This window comes from Shewanella sp. 4t3-1-2LB (assembly GCF_017368415.1).
Classification (GTDB): domain Bacteria; phylum Pseudomonadota; class Gammaproteobacteria; order Enterobacterales; family Shewanellaceae; genus Shewanella; species Shewanella fodinae.
On the sequence record NZ_JAFNJD010000009.1, the window covers coordinates 14,530 to 33,993 of the forward strand.

The following is a 19,464-nucleotide window of genomic DNA, read 5'->3' on the forward strand; positions in this document are numbered from 1 at the left end:
ATGTAAAGCCGTTCTTGGATGAATGGCTTTACCTGTCTTCTATAACTCAATCGCGCTCTTTAGTGGGCTTCTTTTCCGTTAATACTTGTGCTTTCCGGGCTTTTTCCCATGCCTGATAAATCGCAAAATGGGGTCTTTCTTTAAGAATGTACTGCTGCGGGTCGACTTGTACACGCGCCGCAGCGCCAATGTCCAGGCTGCCTTGTCCTGCCGGCATAGCAACAGTGTGAAGTTCTCCATTCACCATCACCTCCACCGGCATTGGAAAGGCCGATTTAGTCTGCAACCAGCGCAGTTGTAACAGCTCCCCGTTACGGTTTACTGCGAGTTTAGGAAGTTGCGCCTGATACAGATAATTGTCGAAGAACCAGTGCATATCTTGGCCACTGATGCGGTTGACAATCTCAATAAACTCCTGTGTGCTGCTATAGCGCGGTTTGAAATTGCCTGGCTGAGGTGTCGCCGTGCCGTAGACTAATTCGCGTATTGCTTGGAAAAATTTATCATCGCCCAAATAGTGCCGTAGCGTATGCAGTACCAAGGCGCCTTTATTATAGATATCTTGCCCCGGGCCGCGTTCAGGGTCGTAGACCGATTCTTCTGTTTGTGATTGACCGGATACTACCGCTGCCTTGTTGGTTATCTTGGCGCGGATTTGGTACAGTTCGGCAGCGTAAGCCATATTGCCCCAGAGATACTGTGCATAAAGTGGCTGCATGTAAGTGCCAAACCCCTCATGTAGCCAATAATCATCCCAGTTGCTATTTGTTAGCTGGTTGCCAAACCATTCATGCGCTAGTTCGTGTTGCAGTAAACCATCGTAACCAAACATGCTTTTGGCGTAGCCGTTACCATAGGCATTGATGGTTTGATGTTCCATTCCAAGATATGGCGTATGTACCACCCCCATTTTTTCATTAGCAAATGGATAAGGTCCAATCATCTGCTCAAAAAAGTCCAACTGTGTTGGAAATTCGGCAAATAGCGCTTGGGCCTGCTGCTCTTCACCTTGCAGATACCAAAAGTTCATTGGATAACTGTTGCCAAAACGGCTGTGGTAGGTGGCTTCCAGTTTTTTATATGGGGCGATATTCAGAGCAATCGCATAGGTGTTGGGCTGGGCGACCTGCCAATGATAAGTGCGCCAGCCATCATTTTCGGTCATGCCCTTGAACACGCCGTTTGACGGCGCCACTAATGGTGCAGGCACAGTGATATATAACTCAGCCGTGTCAGGTTCTCCGGTTGGCTGATCGATGCACGGCCAGAATAGATCACAGCCCTCACCTTCAACAGCCGTGGCAATCCAAGGTTGACCATCTGCGGTTTTGGACCAAACAAACCCTCCATCCCAGGGCGCCTTTTTGGCAACATGGGGTTTGCCAGCATAATCGACGGTAATTGTGAACGCATGATCTAGCGCGACAGTTTCTGGCAATTGGATAAATAGCCGACCCTCTGGATTCTGCCATTGGGAATTGGGTAACTGTGCTTGGTTAAACATCACCTGGCTGATGACCAGTTGTGGATCTAGGTCCAAAGATAAACGAGTTAACGCGGCTTTAGCTTTAAAGGTCAATATTGCATGGCCAGCAATCCGTTGCTGTTCTGGAAATACCTGCCAATGCAGCTCAGCTTTGCTGAAATGAAGATTTTTTTGCCCCTCTGGCATGTCACCACCGGAAGCTTGGGTAATCGCAGTTAATTGTGTTTGTGGTTTTTTATCAGCGTGTTGGGCGCAGCCTACCGCTACAAGCACCAACAACCAAAGCAGATTTTTCATCGGATGGCATTATTGAGAAACAAGGTATTAACATTACCGGGAAGGTCATGATTGTCCAAGAGAGCACTGTGGTCTAGATGTCTCTTTGTTGAGGTAACTAACTAATTCTAAATATATTTAAAGATTTTGTGAAATTTGTAAAAGAATGAAACAAGCACAGATATTATTTCCGGCCGTCGAGCCAGCCCTGTGCCATGCCGACTAACAGCCCTGCCAGATGTGCACCATTGGCAATGCTTAGACCAAACATGCCAGTAAAACCAAATGCTAACCAGAGCAGCATAAAGCCCACAATAGCAGGTTGTACCTCTATACCGGCAGTGGGTTTCAAACGGCCCATTATCCAGCAGTAACCGAGCAGCGCATATACCACGCCAGAGAGTCCCCCAAAATCGGGCCCCGCAACAAAATATTGCACCAAGTTGGGAAGCGTTCCGGCAACAAGCAATAGCAGTAGTAAAGATTGGCTACCAACGCGGTTTTCAACTCGTCCTCCCAAAATCCACCACCACATTAAATTGAACACGATATGTAATGCGGAAAAATGTAACAGACTTGGGGTAAACAAGCGCCACACTTGGGCTGGTGTGGCATCGGCGGAGCTGCCAAAGAAACCGAGAGCATTAAATACCGTCTCTTCACCGCCCAGATTCATTGCGGCAAAAATAATGATACAGGCCAACATCACGACCAGCGTGAGCGGTCCGGCTCCGGTAATAAATTGACTGAATAACTGCAGCGACGGCGCACCATAATCTGGTGCTTGGCGGTTATCGCCATGTTCCCAAGAGGCCTGGCGATATTTGTTATCACCTGGATTGCGGATAAAATCGAAGAATGCCTGGCGCGCGGCTTCAACCTGTTCTGCGTGTTTAACACAGATAGCAACGCCTCGCTCTAGGTGCACCATTTGGCATTCGATGCCTTGGCCGCGCAGATAGTCAATCAGCGCCAACGCGGCTCTTGTGTTTGGGAGTCGGCCAATTTCCAGCATCAGTCGTACCAAGGCCAGGCAGCAAAGCCACCTTCCAGACTGTACACTTCGTCAAATCCCTGTTGATGTAGGTATTCTGCGGCGCTCTGACTGCTGATGCCGTGATAGCAAACAACCACTAGGGGTTTTTCCATATCTGCTTGAGTCATAAATTCTGCCAGATTGTCGTTACCCAGTCTGACCGCGCCAGGAATGTGACCTTTTTCATAACTGGCAATATCACGAATGTCGACGATTTGCACTTCAGCTTGCTGTTGCTGCAATTGTTTCAGTGCTGCGGCAGAGATTATCTGGTAGTTACTCATGTTGATCCTGAAGATGTAAAAGTGATTTGTATCACATTTTGCATCAGGGCACCGCATCCGTACAGTGCCCTGTGACTGTTAATCCCAGTTAAGAATGACTTTACCTGACTGACCAGAGCGCATGGCGTCAAAGCCTTGCTGGAAGTCATCAATTGCAAATCTGTGGGTAATCACCGGCGAAATATCCAAACCCGATTGGATCAGACTGGCCATTTTATACCAGGTTTCAAACATTTCCCGACCGTAAATGCCTTTGATTACCAAGCCTTTGAAGATCACCTTGCTCCAGTCAATGGCCATCTGTCCAGCAGGAATACCGAGCATGGCAATCTTGCCACCGTGGTTCATAGTGTCCAACATGGCATGGAACGCTGATGGCACCCCGGACATCTCCAGACCCACATCAAAACCTTCCGTCATTTTCAGGTCTTTCATCACCTGTTTCAGATCTTCTTTGGCAACGTTTACCGCACGGGTAGCCCCCATCTTACGGGCCAGTTCTAGGCGGTATTCATTAACATCGGTGATCACCACATGGCGGGCACCCACATGTTTGCAGATGGCCACCGCCATGATGCCGATAGGGCCCGCACCGGTGATCAACACATCTTCGCCCACCAGATCAAATGACAGTGCGGTATGCACCGCATTACCAAAGGGGTCGAAAATGGAGGCTAATTCGTCGCTGATGTCTTCTGGGATGCGGAATGCGTTAAAGGCCGGAATAACCAGATATTCGGCAAAGCAGCCTTCGCGGTTTACCCCAACACCAAAGGTATTGCGACATAGGTGGGTGCGTCCCGCACGACAGTTACGGCAATGACCACAGGTGATATGACCCTCGCCAGACACTCGGTCACCTACTTTAAAACCGCGCACTTCATCACCCACACCCACAACTTCACCCACATATTCGTGACCGACCACCATAGGCACCGGAATAGTCTTCTGTGACCACTCGTCCCAGTTGTAGATGTGTACATCGGTACCGCAAATAGCGGTTTTGCGAATTTTTATCAGCAGATCGTTGGGCCCCATGGTGGGTTCCGGCACATCGACCATCCAGATACCCTGTTCGGGTTTGAGTTTACTGAGAGCTTTCATTATTTATTCCTACAAAATTTTTAGATAACACCCAGCTGTTTACCGATTCGGGTAAAGGCTTCGATGGCTTTGTCCAGCTGTGCTTTGGTATGGGCCGCTGACATTTGGGTACGGATGCGCGCTTGTCTCTTGGGCACTACGGGGAATGAGAAACCAATAACGTAGATATTTTCTTTAAGTAGGGCATCAGCAAAAGCACTGGCAAGTTTGGCATCGCCTAGCATTACTGGAATGATGGCGTGATCCGCCCCCGCTAGCGTGAAGCCTGCTGCCGTCATCTGTTCCCGAAAATAACGACTGTTTTCCCAAACAGCATTGCGCAGATGGTCACCATGTTCCAATAGTTCCAGTACTTTGATGGAGGCGCTGACAATTGCTGGCGCCAATGAGTTGGAAAACAGATAAGGGCGAGAGCGTTGCCGCAGCCAGTCAATCACCTCTTTTTGGGCGGCGGTATAGCCACCGGAAGCGCCACCAAGTGCTTTACCCAGTGTGCCGGTAATGATGTCAACGCGGCCCATTACCTCGCAGTATTCGTGGGTGCCGCGACCATGCGCACCAACAAAGCCCACGGCATGGGAATCATCAACCATCACCAGCGCGCCGTATTTATCGGCTAGATCGCACACCCCTTTCAGGTTGGCAATTACACCATCCATCGAGAATACACCGTCGGTGGCGATCAGAATGTGGCGGGCATTAGCCGCCTTTGCCGCTTGCAGTTGTTGCTCCAGATCGGCCATGTCGTTGTTGGCATAACGGAAGCGCATGGCCTTACACAAACGCACGCCATCAATGATGGAGGCATGGTTGAGTGCATCGGAGATAATTGCATCTTCGGCACCTAGCAGGGTTTCAAACAAACCGCCGTTAGCATCAAAACAGGAGGAGTACAGAATGCTGTCTTCCATTCCCAGAAATGCGGCGATTTTGGCTTCCAACTGTTTATGGATGTCCTGTGTCCCACAGATAAAACGTACCGATGCCATGCCAAAACCGTGGGCGTCCATGCCTTGCTGCGCCGCTTCGATCAATTGCGGATGGTTAGCTAATCCCAGATAGTTATTGGCGCAGAAGTTGATAACTTCATGCTCGCCAACGCGAATCGCGGTTTGTTGCGGGGAGACAATCACCCGTTCGTTTTTGTATAGACCTTCGGCTTTAGTGTCAGCCAGTTGTTGCTGAATTTGGGCGTAGAATGAGGAAGATGCCACCTTAAGTCTCCTTGGTTTGATTATGTTGACTTGTGGAGTGGCGGCATTTTAACCCCAAAGTTCAGGGCTCTACAGCGATTTTTATCCGCCATCAAATTGGATTAGTCAAACTAGGGCAGATTGCTGTAATTGATAAATAAATCTAATGAATCTGCCAGTAACTTCTCGTCGGTTAATCTTGTGTAACTGGTTGTTTCTCTTTACTGATTTATTGTGGCTTACGCGCCAACTCAGCGTAATGTTGCTCCAGCCGGACAAAAGTGTTTGCTGAATGGCTGGTGGCATATCCATTAAAAATCATCAGTACTCGCAATACCCCTTCATAAAGGGTGGCCTTAGTAATGCCGGTGGCATCGGATTGCGTCAGTTGGTAGCTGATCCAAAAGCTGACCATCATTCTGATGGTGTCAGCTAGACGGCTAATTTTGTCAGGTGCAACCGCTAGAAAACCATCGCGACACAACTGTGTCAGCAGCTCTGTGGCATGGGTTTGCACTCGAGTTTGTACTTTCAGATAACGCAGCTTCAACGCTTCATCTCGCCCGAGAATATCCACTAAGTTGGCATACATAAAGCGAAACTGCCACATGGTGTAAAAGATGGCATCGAAGTAGCGGATCAGCAATTCTACATCCAGTTGTTGTGGCGTATAGGGCTGAAAGGCTGACTCTAAGTGATTTTCGTACAGGGTAAAGATGCTGCGGATAATGTCTTCTTTATTACGAAAGTGGTAATAGAGATTGCCTGGACTCATACCGAGATGGGCGGCGATATGGTTGGTGGTGGTACTGCGTTCACCATTCTCGTTAAATAACTGCAGGCTAGCTTGGATGATTCGATCACGGGTTTTCATAGAGTTCCTTTGCAAACGCAAGTCCTGGTTATTGCCGCGGCAGCGACTATGTTAACATTCTCCTCATTGTGGTTGAACCTTCCGATAATTGTCTGATGAATCTGCGTTATTACTCATTATTGTTATATCTGTTGACGCCGCTATTGCTGCTGTATCTGGCGTTTCGTGCGCTCAAGAGTGCGGATTACCGTGGGCGCTGGGGGGAACGCTTTGGCCTGAGTCAGTTAAGGCATAGCGATATACTGATCCACGGTGTTTCCATGGGCGAAACCTTAGCGGCGTTACCCTTGATTCGGATACTGCAACAGCAGCGGCCAGATCTCAGTATTACGGTGACTACCACCAGTCCTACCGGATCTCGCGAAGTCATCAAAGCACTAGGGAACAGTGTGCAGCACCAATATCTGCCATTTGATCTGCCTTGGTGTATTCGGCGTTTTCTTAAACAGCTACAGCCACAGCTAGTGATTATTATGGAGACCGAGCTGTGGCCCAACCTGTTGCATCAGGCAAAACAGCAAGGTGCCCAACTGCTGTTGGCGAATGCCCGGTTGTCGGCTAAATCGGCCGCCAATTATCGTAAATGGCCAAAGCTCAGCCGCCCGATGTTACAGTCGTTGGACCGCATTGCCGTACAAACCGCCACGGAAGCGCAGCGTTTTATCGACTTAGGAGTCATGCCAAGCAAACTGCAAGTATGCGGTAGCCTCAAATTCGACCTGCAACTGGATGAAAGCAAAATTGCGGTGGCCAAGGCACAGCGGCAGCAGTGGGGCCGTCAGGCTTCGCCAGTATGGATTGCTGGCAGTGTCCACCCCGGTGAATTTGCAGCGATGTTGGATTGCCATAAAACCCTGTTGCAACAATGGCCGCAAGCGTTATTGATTATGGTGCCCCGCCATCCTGAGCAATTTGATAATGCTGCCGAGGTGATTCAACGCAGTGGCCTGCGTTTTGTGCGGCGCAGTCACAGCACCCGTGTTAGTCACGATACTCAGGTATTGCTGGCCGATACGATGGGCGAGTTGCTGGCGCTGTATAGTTGTGCCGATGTGGCTTTTGTAGGCGGGACACTGATCCCCAATGGCGGACATAATCCACTGGAACCAGCAGCCTTGGGGCTACCGGTATTAGAAGGGCCTAATCATCGAGATTTTAAAGAGATCAGTGGCTTGCTGGAGGATGCCGGGGCAATGCAGATTGTGGCGGATGCGCCGCAATTGGCGGCGGCCATACAAGGATTATGGTCTGATGTGGCACGTTGGCAACAGGCAAGTCGTGCCAGTTTAGCGGTGGTCTCCGCCAATAAAGGTGCACTCGAACGTCAGTCAACGTTAGTGTTGCAGTTGCTGGCAAGCATTAAGTCCGCGGATTAACCTGGTGATATCCCTTGAGTAACCATTGCCAGCATTGCTCGTTGAAGGCCAGTGCTGGTTGTTTGCCCTGTTCCTTATTGAAGGAGCGTAATAACCGTTGCAAATTCGCCTGTTGCCATTGCGATGCTACTTTTTTGAAACAACCGCGGTCGAAATCAATCAGATAAAATTTGTCGTCGCTGAGCAGAATATTTTTAGCATTCAAGTCCGCGTGATAAACACCACGACAGTGAAATTCGGCGATCTGAGCCCCTAATGCTTGCCACTGAGTTTCGGTCAATGTTGCGTGTGCCAGAATTTCCACCAGATCGCTTGCTCCAGCAATGCTCTCAATCAAAATATCGGCTCGATACCACCAGCCAAAACGCTCGATGTTCGCGGCGATCGGTTTGGGTACCGGTAACCCTTGCTGGTATAGCTGTTCTAGCAATACCAATTCGGCCACTGCCCGGGTTTGGTGAAAACCGGTAAACAGGTAGGCGTCCTTGCTGAACTTTTCCATCAAACCGCCGCGCCAGTAGTGGCGTAATACCCAATGTTGCTGCGCATAGCGCACAAACCAAGTGGTGTAGCGTCCCTTGGAAGTGCCAGTGATCAACTGCTGCTCACGCCAGAAAGAATCACGAAACCATGCTGGGGTAATTTCTGTTGGTGTGGCGTCGGTTGCGGCGATGCAGCCTGTGGTGGTTTTAATAAAGTGCATGGGAAATCTAATGTGTAAGCATGGAACCTGCGGCCATTCTACATTAAGATCCGGGGCTTGCATCCCATAACCGGCATTTGTTCCGATGAGTTTTGATCCCCGCCAAATTCGCTCACTGTGTTTATTGCGTTTATCTGCTATTGGCGATGTGTGCCATGCGGTTGCCATGGTGCAGGCGATTCAGCGGCAATACCCAACCTTGGCTATCACCTGGGTGATTGGCAAAGTGGAGTACCAACTTCTCAAATACCTGCCGGGGATTGAATTTGTAGTATTTGATAAATCTCAGGGATGGCGTAGTTATCGCGCGCTGAAACAAGCCTTTCACGGTCGCCGTTTTGATGTTCTGCTGCATATGCAGGTGGCATTGCGAGCCACTATTGCGTCCTTGATGATCCCGGCAAAAATTCGTATTGGCTTTGATCGCGCCCGCGCCAAAGAAGGGCAGTGGCTGGTCACTAATGAGCGGGTGGCACCACTGGCAACTCCACATGTACTTGATGGTTTTATGGGATTTGCCGCCAAGTTGGGGGTAACGGATCTCAAGCCGCACTGGGATATACCGATCCCAACGGCTGATAGTGCATTTGCTGAGCAACTGATGGGAACTCAACGGTGGTTTGTTATCTGCCCTGCGGCGAGCAAAGCTGAACGTAATTGGTTGCCGGAACGTTATGCTGCCGTGGCTGAACATGCGGCAGCTCATGGGTTTAACATTATGCTTTGTGGCGGCCCTGCGGCGATGGAGCAGCAACTTGCCAGCGATATCATCAACGCCTGTCAATGCCAGATCACCAATCTTGTGGGGAAAACCACTTTGGTTCAGATGCTGGCAATCTTACGTCAGGCATCATTGGTGTTAGCGCCGGATACCGGGCCAACCCACATGGCGGTGACTCAGGGCACGCCGGTCATTGGTTTGTATGCGCATTCAAACCCCGGTCGCACCGGCCCCTATCTGTGGCAACAGTATGTGGTAAGTGCATACCAGCAGGCCATTGATGCACAATTTTCGGGGCAACCAGTGCCCTGGGGAACCCGCGCTAAAGGTGAACAACTGATGTCTCAAATTCCGGTAGCAGCCGTTATTGGGATGTTCGATCAGGTTGTATTAGAACAACACTTGTAGCTTACATGGATGAATTTATGGTTGGGTCATCCCATAAGGGAATTAAATTTTTATTTATTCCGGTCTCTTCTGCGGAGGGGATTGGTGAATATATGCGCTCACTTATTATCGCAGACGCTATCGCTGACCGTTGGCCGCAGGCGCAGATCCGTTTTATTCTTCATCGCGATGCACCTTATGCCAGCGCTTGCCGTTACCCAACAGCGTTACTGGATGAAACGCCGACCAAAAGGGTGGCGGCGGTGAATCAGATAGTCTCTGACTATCGACCCGATGTGGTCATTTTCGATGCCTCTGGCCGCAAAACGCAGTTACAACATGCGAAACGTTGTGGTGCTAAAGTCATCTTTATCAGCCAACATCGGCGTAAACGCAGCCGTGGCCTTAAATGGCAACGATTACGGGTAACTGATAGCCACTGGGTTGTGCAGCCAAAGTTTTTTATCGGTGATATAAGTTGGTTGGAGCGGTTGAAGTTACGGTGGCTGCGAAAGCCTGAGCCGATAACTGTTGGTACAGTGTTTAGCTCTCCGCAACCGTCTCGGCAACAACAGCTACTGTCACAATATAACTTACGTGCTAACAATTTCTGGTTATTCAACTCCGGGTCAGGTGGCCATCAGGTGGCTGGTAAACTGGTGGCGGATACTTTTGCCAAAGCCGCTGCGGGTGTTTATCAACAAACAGGTATGCCTTGTGTCATGGTGTTTGGCGCTAACTACCGGCAAGCTTTGCCACAATATCCCGGTGTGGTGGCCGTTGCTGATATCGATAATGTGTCATTTATCAGTCTGTTGGCGGCAGCAGCCAGTGCTGTGTTGGCAGGCGGCGATACCTTGCTGCAAGCGTTGGCCTTACATATTCCTACCGTTGCCGTGCCGGTGGCGAAAGACCAACACGCGCGGATCAACAGCTGCGCTGCACAGCATCTGTGCCTCAAAGCTGAATTTGATACAAGCTTGATGATTAACTGCGCGATAGCGTTACGGGAACCTGAGATGCAAAAGCAGCTCAAACAACAGATGTCGTCACAAGGATTAAGCAACGGCCTTGACGTGGTGATGGCGCAGCTCGAAGCTTTGCTGAGATAGGGACAACAGGTTGCAATGTTTCTGCAGTATTGAAAGGTGACAAATAATAATGGCGGTAATTGATAACACATTACTCTCTCAAGCCAAAAAACTGTTGGTGATGTCGCCTTTTGCCTTGGGTGACTTCCTGTACATAAAAACATTTCTAGAAGCGCTGAAACAGCAATATCCACAGCTGCAAATCGATATCTGGCTGGATGATGATCGCAACGATAAGCAGGCGTGGCGCTTGGCTCGTAGCCATATTATGCAGCAGTGGATTGAGGCAGAAGCCGCCTTTGGCAATATGTGGGGATGCTGCGATTCTGTGGCACAGCAGCAGCGTCAGATAGCGCAAGCAGCGCAGCAAAATTACGACATTGTCGTCACTTTGCCGCAATCTAGAGGCAAGCGTTACTTGAGTCTTGCGCGCCAAATAGCCCCTAATGCCTTATTAGTTGCTGGTCCATGTCAGTCATGGATGGCGAGAATGTTCGGGTTCTGGTTTTATCGCAAGGCCAATGCGCGCTTTTCGCCAGATATCACGTTATTGCCGCAGGAACACCATATTACTGATCGCTATTATCAGTGGGCCCATGGTATTTTTGGCATTGAGCTGTCAGGTTCAGCATTATTACCGCGTTTGCGACCAAGTATCCAGCATCTCACCGCAGCAAAACAATGGCTGCAACAGCACTTCCCCGCGCAAACTGGCCCGTTGATTTTTCTGAATCATCTTTCTACCGATCATCGACGCGATTGGAACTTAACCCAGTTATTTGAGTTAATTAATCGTTTGAATCAACTGCAGCAAAGCCGATTTATCTTGAATGTTACTGGCGAAAAGCAGGCGGAAGTTCAACAGGCTGTCGCTCAACTGCCAGCGGCAATGCAGCAGCGGATAGCGGTTTTCACAGTGACGGGGCATTTCTTTGAACTGCCCGCCATGATTGCTAGTAGTGATTTAGTTATCAGTGTTGAAACCTCCATCATGCATTTTGCTGGCGCATTACATGTGCCGTTAATTGCGTTGATGCGGCAGCGGAAACCTTACTGGGCACCACCAAGGAGTGAACTCTCCTCGGTGATTTATGCGGCTGATAACGGCTATGTCAGCGATATTTCTGTGCAGCAGGTGATGGATGTTATTGCCCAGCGTTCTTTGTTCAGAGCAACTAACGACTGATAACCGTTATCAATTATTTACTGAGAATGAAGCCGCATGCGACAACATAAAATCTCTTGTTTCCTGATCGTCTGTAATGAAGCTGATCGTATAGCGCAGTGTCTGGCACCACTGCAGGGTTGGGTCGACGAATTAATTATTCTGGATTCGGGCAGCACTGATGGCACAGTGGAAATCGCCAAAAAGTACACCAGTAAAGTACATTGCACTGACTGGCCGGGATATGGTCCGCAACGTAATCGCGCCTTGGCTATGTGTCAGTACGACTGGGTATTAACTATTGATGCTGACGAAGTCGTCACTGATGCCTTGAAAGCAGAAATAGACGCAGTGCTGTCGGTTGCTAAACCTGATGCCAATATGATCAAAATTCCTTGGAAAACCTATTTCTTTGGGAAGTTTTTAAATCATGGTCGTTACACAGCGCCACAAGGCAAACTGTTTTATAAGGTTGGCGCTAAGTTTAAAGAGCGACAGGTACATGAGACTTTGCTACAGCCTAATCAGCGCATCAAAGTACTGAAATCAGCGTTACTGCATTACAGTTGGCGTAACTATCAGCATGTACAGGAAAAACACCTTAAATATGCTTGTCTGATGGCTCAGGAAAAAGCGAATAAGGGTAAGACGAGTACAATCGGATTCGCGGTATTGCGTTTTTTCACCGATTTTTTTCAGCAATATGTGCTGAGTTTGGGATTCTTAGATGGGTGGCGAGGTTTGCTGATGGCGATTATTCTCGGCGAATATGCATTTCATAAGTATGCGGCGCTAGCGGAGCTATCGTTGTCCAAAGACGCCGCCACCGTAGATCATCGTTAAACATGAATCCATCTTGTTGTATTCACTAGGGATTCAGACATGTCACAGAACTCGAATAAACGCATTGCCATTGTCATTGATTCCCTAGCTGGTGGTGGTGCGGAAAAAGTGATGTTAACGCTGGCGAAGGGCTTGCTGGCGCGGGGGCATCAGCCGCATATCCTAGTGCTGCAGCGTGCGGTGGAACATGAAGTGCCCGCCGAGATTCCGCTACATTTTTGCTTTGATGCACACACACGCAACTTGGACAGCTTCTGGCGTTTGGGAACATCTGTCGCCAGACTCAAACAATATCTGGAAACCTTGCAGCAGCAAGTGGGGAGCTTTGATCTGTTTCTATCCAATTTGCATCAGACCAACCTGCTGATGACGCGTACCGGCGTTGCTCCGCTGTATTGTGTGGTGCACAATTCAGTGGATGAGGAACTGCAACGTCAGCGCAAATTGGGGCCGCTGGCTTGGCTGGAGATGTGGCGGGCACAGCGGGCGCTTAATGGCCAGCAGTTGATCGCCGTATCTGAAGGTGTCGCTGATGAGCTGCGGCGTTCAAGGCGGATTAAGCCCGCCTCAGTTACCACCATTTATAATCCGTTCTCATTAGCAGAGATTCGCCAGCAAGCTGAAGCCCAGACAGCAGATTTACCTGCGGGTGATTATATTATTCACGTTGGTCGTTTTGCTCGGCAGAAGCGCCACGATGTGTTATTCGCCGCCTTAAAAAAGATGCGGCATGACATCCCGCTGGTACTGTTGTGCAGTAATCGCAGAAAAGCACTCAAGGCTATTCGTAAGATGGGGCTGGAGCAGCGGGTGATTGTGCCCGGTTTTCAGCAAAATCCTTTTCCGTGGATCAAACACGCTAAATTGCTGGTACTTAGCTCCGATTATGAAGGGTTTGGCAACGTGCTGCTGGAAGCGCTGGCGTTGGGAACGCCAGCCGTCAGTACCCGTTGTCCCCATGGCCCCAGTGAAATCCTTAGTGGTGCTTTATCACAGTGGTTGGTGCCGCGCCGAGATCCAGCAGCGTTGGCGGCAGCTATGGATCGCGCACTAGAGCAGCCGCCCGATGTTTCATCGGCGGAAATCCTCGACAAGGTATCGTTAGACACTATCGTTACGCGTTACTTGTCTTTGCTTGCTCGCGACTGATATTCACAAACAGCAAGTAAGCTAGGGTTGTGCATGCTCGGGGCGGTTGTGGCAGAATACCGCTCCAATATAGCAAAATCCGGCAACGGTGCAGTAGTTGCGCCGTCGAATCATCTCCAGGGCTACGGAGGAATCATGCATACCAGGGCCATCTATCCGGGAACCTTTGATCCTGTTACTAATGGTCATGCCGATCTGATTGAACGAGCGGCGTCGCTATTTCCATCATTGGTGATTGCGGTAGCGACAAATCCTTCCAAGCAACCGCGTTTTTCGCTACAGCAGCGAGTGGCTATGTTGCAGACCGTTACTGCTCATCTGACAAATGTCGAAGTGATGGGATTCAGCGGTTTATTGGTGGATTTTGCTAAACAGCAACAGGCAACTGTTCTGGTCCGTGGTTTACGGGCCGTGTCGGATTTTGAGTATGAGTTTCAGCTCGCCAGTATGAATCGCCGTCTGTATCCGGGCTTGGAAAGTGTGTTTCTCACTCCGGCAGAAGAAAACTCATTTATTTCATCTACGTTGGTAAAAGAGGTCGCACTGCATGGCGGCGATGTCAGCCAGTTTGTGCATCCAGACGTCGCTACCGCGTTGCGACAGTTATTCAGTAAACAAGGAAGTCATGATGTTAAGTAAAGGGTTAAAAATTTCTTGGTACCTCGCGATGTTGTTGGCTAGTGCGCTGGCTGCTGCTGCGCCTTGGGTCGACACCCACGATGTGTATCTGCGAGCAGATATTCAGGCATTGGCGGATGCTGGGGTGATCACCGTGCCCATCAACACCTATCCCTTGATGTGGGCTGGCATTGGGGCAGATCTTGCCAAGGTGGAGCCGGAAAAGCTCAATGCGGCCCAGCAACAAGCCTTCGCCAGAGTGAATTACTATTACCAGCAGGCCACCTCTAACGAAGGTAACAGCAGTGTTAAGGCATCATTGGCTTCAGACGCTGCTCGGTTCCAACATTTTGGTTCCGACTATCGGGAAAAAGGGGAACTGACCGCATCTCATGACTATGTGGGTAAGCGCTTTGCTTACAAGTTGTCGGTCACTGGCGCCCTAGATCCTCAGGATGACAAGTCACTACGTTTAGATGATTCCTATTTCGCCGCTATTCTGGGGAACTGGGTGGTGACTGCTGGCACCGTGCCACAGTGGTGGGGGCCGGGATTTGATACTGGCCTGATTAAAACCAATAATGCCCGACCCATGCCATCAATCATGTTAAGCCGTAATGATGCCCATGGTTTTGAAACTCCTTGGTTGTCGTGGATTGGCCCTTGGACCTTGACCACGGGCTTCAGTTGGGAAAATGATGACCGTGCTATTGATGACACCGTGCTATGGAATTTCCGCGGTACGCTGAAACCATTGCGGCAACTGGAAATTGGATTTTCCTGGACAACACAGATTTGTGGTCAGGGGCAGGAATGTAGCCTGAGTTCATTCTGGGATACTATTTCAGGGAACACTGAATGTGCTGACGGCTCAGCAACTTGTGATTCGTCTTTGGACAGTAAAATCGGTAATCAGATGGCGGGTTTTGATATGCGCTATGCTGATAACTGGTTTGGCGTGCCAGTTGGCCTCTATTTTGAACGCACTTGCGAAGACTCCAGTGGCCCGTCGCCTTGGCAGTTAACCGATTGCGCCATGCTCTATGGTGCCGACACCCGTTTTAGTTTTAGCCAGCAGCAGTACAAGCTGTTTTTGGAATATTCCAACACCATGGTGGCTTGCGGTACCGATCCCAATTCATTCAACTGCTTCTACGAACACAGCACTTATCTGAGTGGTTCCCGTTACTATCTCCGTAGCTTAGGCTCTACTTACGATAGCGATGCCAAGGTTTATGTCTTGGGTTTGATTGGCCAGTATAGCAATAGCCGCGGATTGCAGGCTTATTTGCGTTATGCGCGGCTAAATGATGATGGCCGTAGTCCGAATAATCCCTGGACGCCCAATTTTCCACAGGAAAAATTGTTGATGCTGGAGCTCAGTTACCGCTGGCCGATGTTTGACGGCATGGTGACATTAGGCGGCACAGCATCACGTTCAGAATATGAGCTGAAAGATAACGACTCGGATAGCAGCATTTTTGGTAGCTACGAATACCGTTTTTAGTTGTTACCATCGGAATGAAAAACGCCGACGAATGTCGGCGTTTTGCTACTATGAACGACCCAATAACCGCCACCAAAAACACATTTCCAGTGAGGTTCCGGCTAGCACTAATACAAAACTGCTATAGTGAGCGCCTGATGTATATGCCAGTAAGGCCGCAGGCAACAGTAATAGTGTGAGCCATCGTCGCTGTTTCCATAATCGAGACATTAATTTTCCTTACCTGAATTTAGGGCTTAACGGCTGAACCTCTAGGTATCATAAACCGAACACGACTTTTTCACTGCGTAACATCCGCGCCAACGCGGTTGCCAGAATCGCCGCAATCAATAATGTCAGTCCCGAAGCTATTGCCAGTTCCATCCATGGCAGAGTTTTACCCTTGATCACTTCCATCAGCGCCTGTTGCTGGCCGGAAACTGGCAGCCATTTCAGCACTTCAGGGGCGATGTTGTAGCTGGCGCTCATGGCTAATGCCAATGGAATGAACATCACCATGGTTAGATAAGACTGCGCTTCCTTAAAGGTTTTCGCCATAAAAGATACGAATAGCTGCAGGCTGGCAGCCAACATGGCAACGGGCAAACCCACCGCTAACATCAGCAGCATAAATTGCGGACTGATGCTGATACTGAAGCCCAATTCTGCCCATGGCACCAGCGGGTAGGCAAAGTGGGAAATCAGCAGGATCAATACCAATCCCAACATTGCAAAAGCGGTGACCGCCAGCAATTTGGAGATGACCAATTGGCCGGTGGTGACTGGGTGGCTCAGCAATAAGCCGAGTGAGTTGCGTTCCCGTTCGCCAGCACTGGTGTCAATTGCCAGATTCATGCCGGAGATAAACACCGAATACAGCATGGTAAACAAGGCAATGCCGAGGATCATGCCACCTTTGGAGTCCGGTGTAGCCTGATCGTGCAGTTCCACTTTCAGCGGTTGCAACACGCGAGGGTCAATGCCTCGTGCTATCAGTCGCAAACTGCCCATCTCGGCAGAGTAGGCTTGCAGTGCTTTTTGCAAACGGCGGATAGAATCCTGCATTTTTTCATCGGAGTTATCGGCAATGACGGTCACTTCGGCACTCTCGCCCCGCGCCATTTTCTGCGGATAGTCGGAGCTGATCTGTAACACCAATTTGTCGGCCTTTTCTCCGCTGCCGCTGTTGATGCCTTGTTGCCCCAAGTAACGCACGAGATCCGGTGCCTTGTCGGCGTTAACCATTTTCACTGGCAAGTCTTCCGGGCTGGATAACTGATTGATCAACACAATAAACAGCCCACACATCAGCAGCGGTGTGCCGATGGCATAATACAATCCCGCCAGCACCGAACGCTTGTCACGACTGGCATCCACCAGCTCCTTGCGCAGCAATGTAAATACTTTTGCCATCATGCGGCAATCCCCTCATCTGTCCCTATTAACTGAATAAAAGCTTCTTCGAGCGATGTTTGTCCGGTCTGTTCACATAGCTGCTGCGGGCTACCGATGGCGGCCACCTTACCGTTGGCCATCACAATTACCCTATCACAGAGTGCGGCCACTTCTTGCATCACATGGCTGGAAAACAGCACGCAATGGCCTTGCTGTTTTAACTGCAACAGTAAATCCCGTAGCACCCGGGTGCTCATTACATCGAGCCCGCGGGTGGGTTCATCCAGAATGATATTGGTGGGTTGGTGCACAATTGCCTGTGCTAGCGCTGTTTTCATCCGTTGTCCTTGGGAAAACCCTTTGCAGCGGCGATCGGCAATATCTTCCATGCGCAGTTTACTCAGCACCTCGGCCGTGGCTCGGCTGGCTGCTGGTTTGCTCATGCCGTTAAGGGCGGCAAAGTAGCGGATGTACTCGCGCGGTGTCAGCCGCTCATAAAGGCCAAAAGGGTCTGGGAATAGCCCCAGTTGCTGTTTGGCGGCAACCGGGTGTTTGGCCACGTCAATACCATCGATTTCAGCATAGCCTTGATCCGGTTTAAGCAGTCCAAAGATGGTTCGCAGGCAGGTGGTTTTACCGGCACCATTCGGCCCCAAAAGGCCTGTGATCATGCCGTCATCGGCGCTGAAGCTCAGTTGATTCAGTGCTTGAACCTTACCAATACGTTTGCTGATATTGCTGACCTTAATCATTGCTTATCCTCCGGAATCGCTTCAACGGTACTGGCATTCAGGTAGAAACTGCGGCGCACATCCTTGTTCAAGCACTTGCCGTCAATCTGCTTGACCGATGCTTTCTCCACTAATTCCGCAATAAGGTCACCAGCACAGGATTGGGCTGCCACGTTGTGGGTGGCGTAGGGGGAGATCAGATGTTTGGCATTGGTGAGCTTGGCTAGTGCCATATCGGCCCATGCGGGCGGTGTAGCCGGGTCTTTTTCACCCGACAGTAGTAATGTAGGAATACTGCTTGCTATCGGCGCGCTAAAATTTTTCGGTGCTGGTGGGATCTGCCATATGGGGCAACTTTCATCAATGCCCTTTAGCATGACTTTGCCAATCACACTTTTTTCCGCATCGTGTCGCTGTGCCGCGGTCAATCGTGGCCAGTCTTCGCCGCAAACTACCGCAGCATGCATCCCCATCGCCAGATCCAGTGAACCGCTCTGCAACGACAGCAGTCCCAATATTGGCTGGTAGTTTTTGCGATAAGCCTGGTGGACAGCAAAAGGGATCAAGGCGCGAATTGACGGTGAATACATCGCTAGTCGCAACGCGCCTTGGAGTTTGTCACGGGTGAGCGTTAGCAGTGCTGTTTCCCCGGTCACTGGGTGATGAATTTTTTCCATTACTGGGTACTGCTGCAAGGTATCACTCAGCGTATCCAGTTCCTCGCGTAATTTGGGAAAGGCTTTGCCACATAGCGGGTCTTTTTCACAATCACTGATAACCAGTGTTTGTGCCCGCGCAATCGCTCCGCCGATTGCCAAGACACTTTGCTGCATTGGCACTACCCCATCTAGGGTAACGGTGGCAATAGCCTGCGGATAATGACGCATATACAGCTGTGCCATGCGCGTGCCATAGGAAACGCCATAGATATGTAGTTTTTGATAACCTAAGTGACGGCGTACCGCTTCAAAATCTGCCAGCGCCTGTTCGCTGCCGTATTGGCTAACATCGGCATGTTGCTCGAGTTGCTTTTTACACTTGCGAACATCGGCAGCAATATCCATGGCTTCATCGTTGTGTGCCAGCATCGCAGTCAGATCTTCGCTGTTACAGTTCAGCGCATTTGACTGACCGGTACCGCGTTGATCTATCAGTAGAATATCGCGGTGTTGCCGAACTTTATGCAGCATCCGCTCAAACCCGGCCGCGTTCTCAATAGCCGATTGCCCCGGTCCTCCGGCAATCCCCAGCACCGCTTCCTGTGGTGCCAGATTCTTGATGGCGGGGATTACCACATAATGGATCGCAATCTTGCGCCCATCCGGTTTTGCTGGGTTTTCGGCAACTTCAACGCTGCCACATTGGAGCCTGTCGGATAGCCCGGTGGCGTAGCAACTGTCTATCTGTCGCTTTTGTGGTACTTCGGTGGTCGCACTGAGCTGAGGTGCTGCAGTGCACGCTATTACTAGTGCACACACCGAAAAGAGCCTGCGACGATAACTTTGCTTCATGCTGATTTCCTTTTGGCAATTGGCAACAAGTATGT

Annotated in this window: 18 protein-coding genes; 8 read left to right on the plus strand and 10 right to left on the minus strand. The window is 50.0% G+C overall.

From position 1 onward, the window contains the following. Positions 1 to 46: 46 nt before the first annotated feature. From J3L11_RS05220 to J3L11_RS05245, 6 genes are all read right to left on the minus strand, one after another. Complete coding sequence (locus J3L11_RS05220; RefSeq protein WP_207570357.1) at positions 47 to 1,783, minus strand: M1 family metallopeptidase; 1,737 nt, start codon at positions 1,781 to 1,783, stop codon at positions 47 to 49. 163 nt (positions 1,784 to 1,946) lie between these two features. Further along, positions 1,947 to 2,777: a rhomboid family intramembrane serine protease GlpG gene (gene glpG / locus J3L11_RS05225; protein WP_207570358.1), complete on the minus strand. Its 831-nt coding sequence runs from the start codon at positions 2,775 to 2,777 to the stop codon at positions 1,947 to 1,949. Further along, on the minus strand, positions 2,777 to 3,082 hold the full coding sequence (glpE, locus tag J3L11_RS05230; RefSeq protein ID WP_207570359.1) for a thiosulfate sulfurtransferase GlpE: 306 nt from the start codon (positions 3,080 to 3,082) through the stop codon (positions 2,777 to 2,779). Before glpE ends, glpG begins: the two co-directional genes overlap by 1 nt. A 78-nt stretch (positions 3,083 to 3,160) precedes the next feature. Beyond that, positions 3,161 to 4,186 (minus strand): L-threonine 3-dehydrogenase, encoded by a 1,026-nt coding sequence (gene tdh / locus J3L11_RS05235; protein WP_133038297.1) that lies wholly within the window; start codon positions 4,184 to 4,186, stop codon positions 3,161 to 3,163. Positions 4,187 to 4,206: 20 nt separating this feature from the next. After that, positions 4,207 to 5,400 (minus strand): glycine C-acetyltransferase, encoded by a 1,194-nt coding sequence (locus J3L11_RS05240; RefSeq protein WP_207570360.1) that lies wholly within the window; start codon positions 5,398 to 5,400, stop codon positions 4,207 to 4,209. Between the two features lie 208 nt (positions 5,401 to 5,608). Next, positions 5,609 to 6,253, minus strand: a complete 645-nt coding sequence (locus J3L11_RS05245; protein ID WP_133038295.1) for a TetR/AcrR family transcriptional regulator — start codon at positions 6,251 to 6,253, stop codon at positions 5,609 to 5,611. 95 nt (positions 6,254 to 6,348) lie between these two features. On the opposite strand from J3L11_RS05245, the gene waaA reads away from it, so the two are divergent. After that, positions 6,349 to 7,629, plus strand: coding sequence for a lipid IV(A) 3-deoxy-D-manno-octulosonic acid transferase (gene waaA, locus J3L11_RS05250; protein WP_207570361.1), 1,281 nt, complete (start codon positions 6,349 to 6,351; stop codon positions 7,627 to 7,629). Here waaA and J3L11_RS05255 read toward each other — a convergent pair. Further along, positions 7,613 to 8,332: a 3-deoxy-D-manno-octulosonic acid kinase gene (locus J3L11_RS05255; RefSeq protein WP_207570362.1), complete on the minus strand. Its 720-nt coding sequence runs from the start codon at positions 8,330 to 8,332 to the stop codon at positions 7,613 to 7,615. The two genes, waaA and J3L11_RS05255, sit on opposite strands and share 17 nt — an antisense overlap. Positions 8,333 to 8,417: 85 nt before the next feature. Between J3L11_RS05255 and J3L11_RS05260 the strand changes: the two genes are divergently transcribed. From J3L11_RS05260 to J3L11_RS05290, 7 genes are all read left to right on the plus strand, one after another. Then, positions 8,418 to 9,461 carry a glycosyltransferase family 9 protein gene (locus tag J3L11_RS05260; protein WP_207570363.1) on the plus strand — a complete coding sequence of 348 codons (1,044 nt, stop codon included), beginning with the start codon at positions 8,418 to 8,420 and terminating at the stop codon, positions 9,459 to 9,461. A gap of 17 nt (positions 9,462 to 9,478) precedes the next feature. Next, entirely contained in the window at positions 9,479 to 10,552 is a 1,074-nt protein-coding gene (locus J3L11_RS05265; RefSeq protein ID WP_207570364.1) for a hypothetical protein, read from the plus strand. Between the two features lie 49 nt (positions 10,553 to 10,601). Then, a complete protein-coding gene (locus tag J3L11_RS05270; RefSeq protein ID WP_207570365.1) occupies positions 10,602 to 11,717 on the plus strand; it encodes a glycosyltransferase family 9 protein in 1,116 nt (371 codons plus the stop codon). 36 nt (positions 11,718 to 11,753) lie between these two features. Continuing rightward, positions 11,754 to 12,539, plus strand: a complete 786-nt coding sequence (locus J3L11_RS05275; protein WP_242695105.1) for a glycosyltransferase family 2 protein — start codon at positions 11,754 to 11,756, stop codon at positions 12,537 to 12,539. 39 nt (positions 12,540 to 12,578) lie between these two features. Then, positions 12,579 to 13,688 carry a glycosyltransferase gene (locus J3L11_RS05280; RefSeq protein ID WP_207570366.1) on the plus strand — a complete coding sequence of 370 codons (1,110 nt, stop codon included), beginning with the start codon at positions 12,579 to 12,581 and terminating at the stop codon, positions 13,686 to 13,688. 135 nt (positions 13,689 to 13,823) lie between these two features. Further along, positions 13,824 to 14,327, plus strand: coding sequence for a pantetheine-phosphate adenylyltransferase (coaD, locus tag J3L11_RS05285; protein ID WP_133038288.1), 504 nt, complete (start codon positions 13,824 to 13,826; stop codon positions 14,325 to 14,327). Then, a complete protein-coding gene (locus J3L11_RS05290) occupies positions 14,314 to 15,813 on the plus strand; it encodes a capsule assembly Wzi family protein (RefSeq protein WP_207570367.1) in 1,500 nt (499 codons plus the stop codon). The genes coaD and J3L11_RS05290 overlap by 14 nt, the downstream gene beginning before the upstream one ends. Positions 15,814 to 16,071: 258 nt before the next feature. Here J3L11_RS05290 and J3L11_RS05295 read toward each other — a convergent pair whose 3' ends face one another. The 3 genes from J3L11_RS05295 to J3L11_RS05305 are packed head-to-tail and all read right to left on the minus strand — an operon-like array spanning position 16,072 to position 19,429. Continuing rightward, positions 16,072 to 17,205 carry an ABC transporter permease gene (locus J3L11_RS05295; RefSeq protein ID WP_207570408.1) on the minus strand — a complete coding sequence of 378 codons (1,134 nt, stop codon included), beginning with the start codon at positions 17,203 to 17,205 and terminating at the stop codon, positions 16,072 to 16,074. Continuing rightward, complete coding sequence (locus J3L11_RS05300; RefSeq protein WP_207570368.1) at positions 17,205 to 17,939, minus strand: ATP-binding cassette domain-containing protein; 735 nt, start codon at positions 17,937 to 17,939, stop codon at positions 17,205 to 17,207. Before J3L11_RS05300 ends, J3L11_RS05295 begins: the two co-directional genes overlap by 1 nt. Beyond that, positions 17,936 to 19,429, minus strand: coding sequence for an alpha/beta fold hydrolase (locus tag J3L11_RS05305; protein WP_207570369.1), 1,494 nt, complete (start codon positions 19,427 to 19,429; stop codon positions 17,936 to 17,938). Before J3L11_RS05305 ends, J3L11_RS05300 begins: the two co-directional genes overlap by 4 nt. Positions 19,430 to 19,464: the final 35 nt, after the last annotated feature.

What these genes read in the sequence shown, in the direction of transcription:
- J3L11_RS05220 (WP_207570357.1), bottom strand. Translation starts at nt 1,783, where the DNA reads ATGAAAAATCTGCTTTGGTTGTTGGTGCTTGTAGCGGTAGGCTGCGCC.
- glpG (WP_207570358.1), bottom strand. Translation starts at nt 2,777, where the DNA reads ATGCTGGAAATTGGCCGACTCCCAAACACAAGAGCCGCGTTGGCGCTG.
- glpE (WP_207570359.1), bottom strand. Translation starts at nt 3,082, where the DNA reads ATGAGTAACTACCAGATAATCTCTGCCGCAGCACTGAAACAATTGCAG.
- tdh (WP_133038297.1), bottom strand. Translation starts at nt 4,186, where the DNA reads ATGAAAGCTCTCAGTAAACTCAAACCCGAACAGGGTATCTGGATGGTC.
- J3L11_RS05245 (WP_133038295.1), bottom strand. Translation starts at nt 6,253, where the DNA reads ATGAAAACCCGTGATCGAATCATCCAAGCTAGCCTGCAGTTATTTAAC.
- waaA (WP_207570361.1), top strand. Translation starts at nt 6,349, where the DNA reads ATGAATCTGCGTTATTACTCATTATTGTTATATCTGTTGACGCCGCTA.
- J3L11_RS05255 (WP_207570362.1), bottom strand. Translation starts at nt 8,332, where the DNA reads ATGCACTTTATTAAAACCACCACAGGCTGCATCGCCGCAACCGACGCC.
- J3L11_RS05260 (WP_207570363.1), top strand. Translation starts at nt 8,418, where the DNA reads ATGAGTTTTGATCCCCGCCAAATTCGCTCACTGTGTTTATTGCGTTTA.
- J3L11_RS05265 (WP_207570364.1), top strand. Translation starts at nt 9,479, where the DNA reads ATGGTTGGGTCATCCCATAAGGGAATTAAATTTTTATTTATTCCGGTC.
- J3L11_RS05270 (WP_207570365.1), top strand. Translation starts at nt 10,602, where the DNA reads ATGGCGGTAATTGATAACACATTACTCTCTCAAGCCAAAAAACTGTTG.
- J3L11_RS05275 (WP_242695105.1), top strand. Translation starts at nt 11,754, where the DNA reads ATGCGACAACATAAAATCTCTTGTTTCCTGATCGTCTGTAATGAAGCT.
- J3L11_RS05280 (WP_207570366.1), top strand. Translation starts at nt 12,579, where the DNA reads ATGTCACAGAACTCGAATAAACGCATTGCCATTGTCATTGATTCCCTA.
- coaD (WP_133038288.1), top strand. Translation starts at nt 13,824, where the DNA reads ATGCATACCAGGGCCATCTATCCGGGAACCTTTGATCCTGTTACTAAT.
- J3L11_RS05290 (WP_207570367.1), top strand. Translation starts at nt 14,314, where the DNA reads ATGATGTTAAGTAAAGGGTTAAAAATTTCTTGGTACCTCGCGATGTTG.
- J3L11_RS05295 (WP_207570408.1), bottom strand. Translation starts at nt 17,205, where the DNA reads ATGGCAAAAGTATTTACATTGCTGCGCAAGGAGCTGGTGGATGCCAGT.
- J3L11_RS05300 (WP_207570368.1), bottom strand. Translation starts at nt 17,939, where the DNA reads ATGATTAAGGTCAGCAATATCAGCAAACGTATTGGTAAGGTTCAAGCA.
- J3L11_RS05305 (WP_207570369.1), bottom strand. Translation starts at nt 19,429, where the DNA reads ATGAAGCAAAGTTATCGTCGCAGGCTCTTTTCGGTGTGTGCACTAGTA.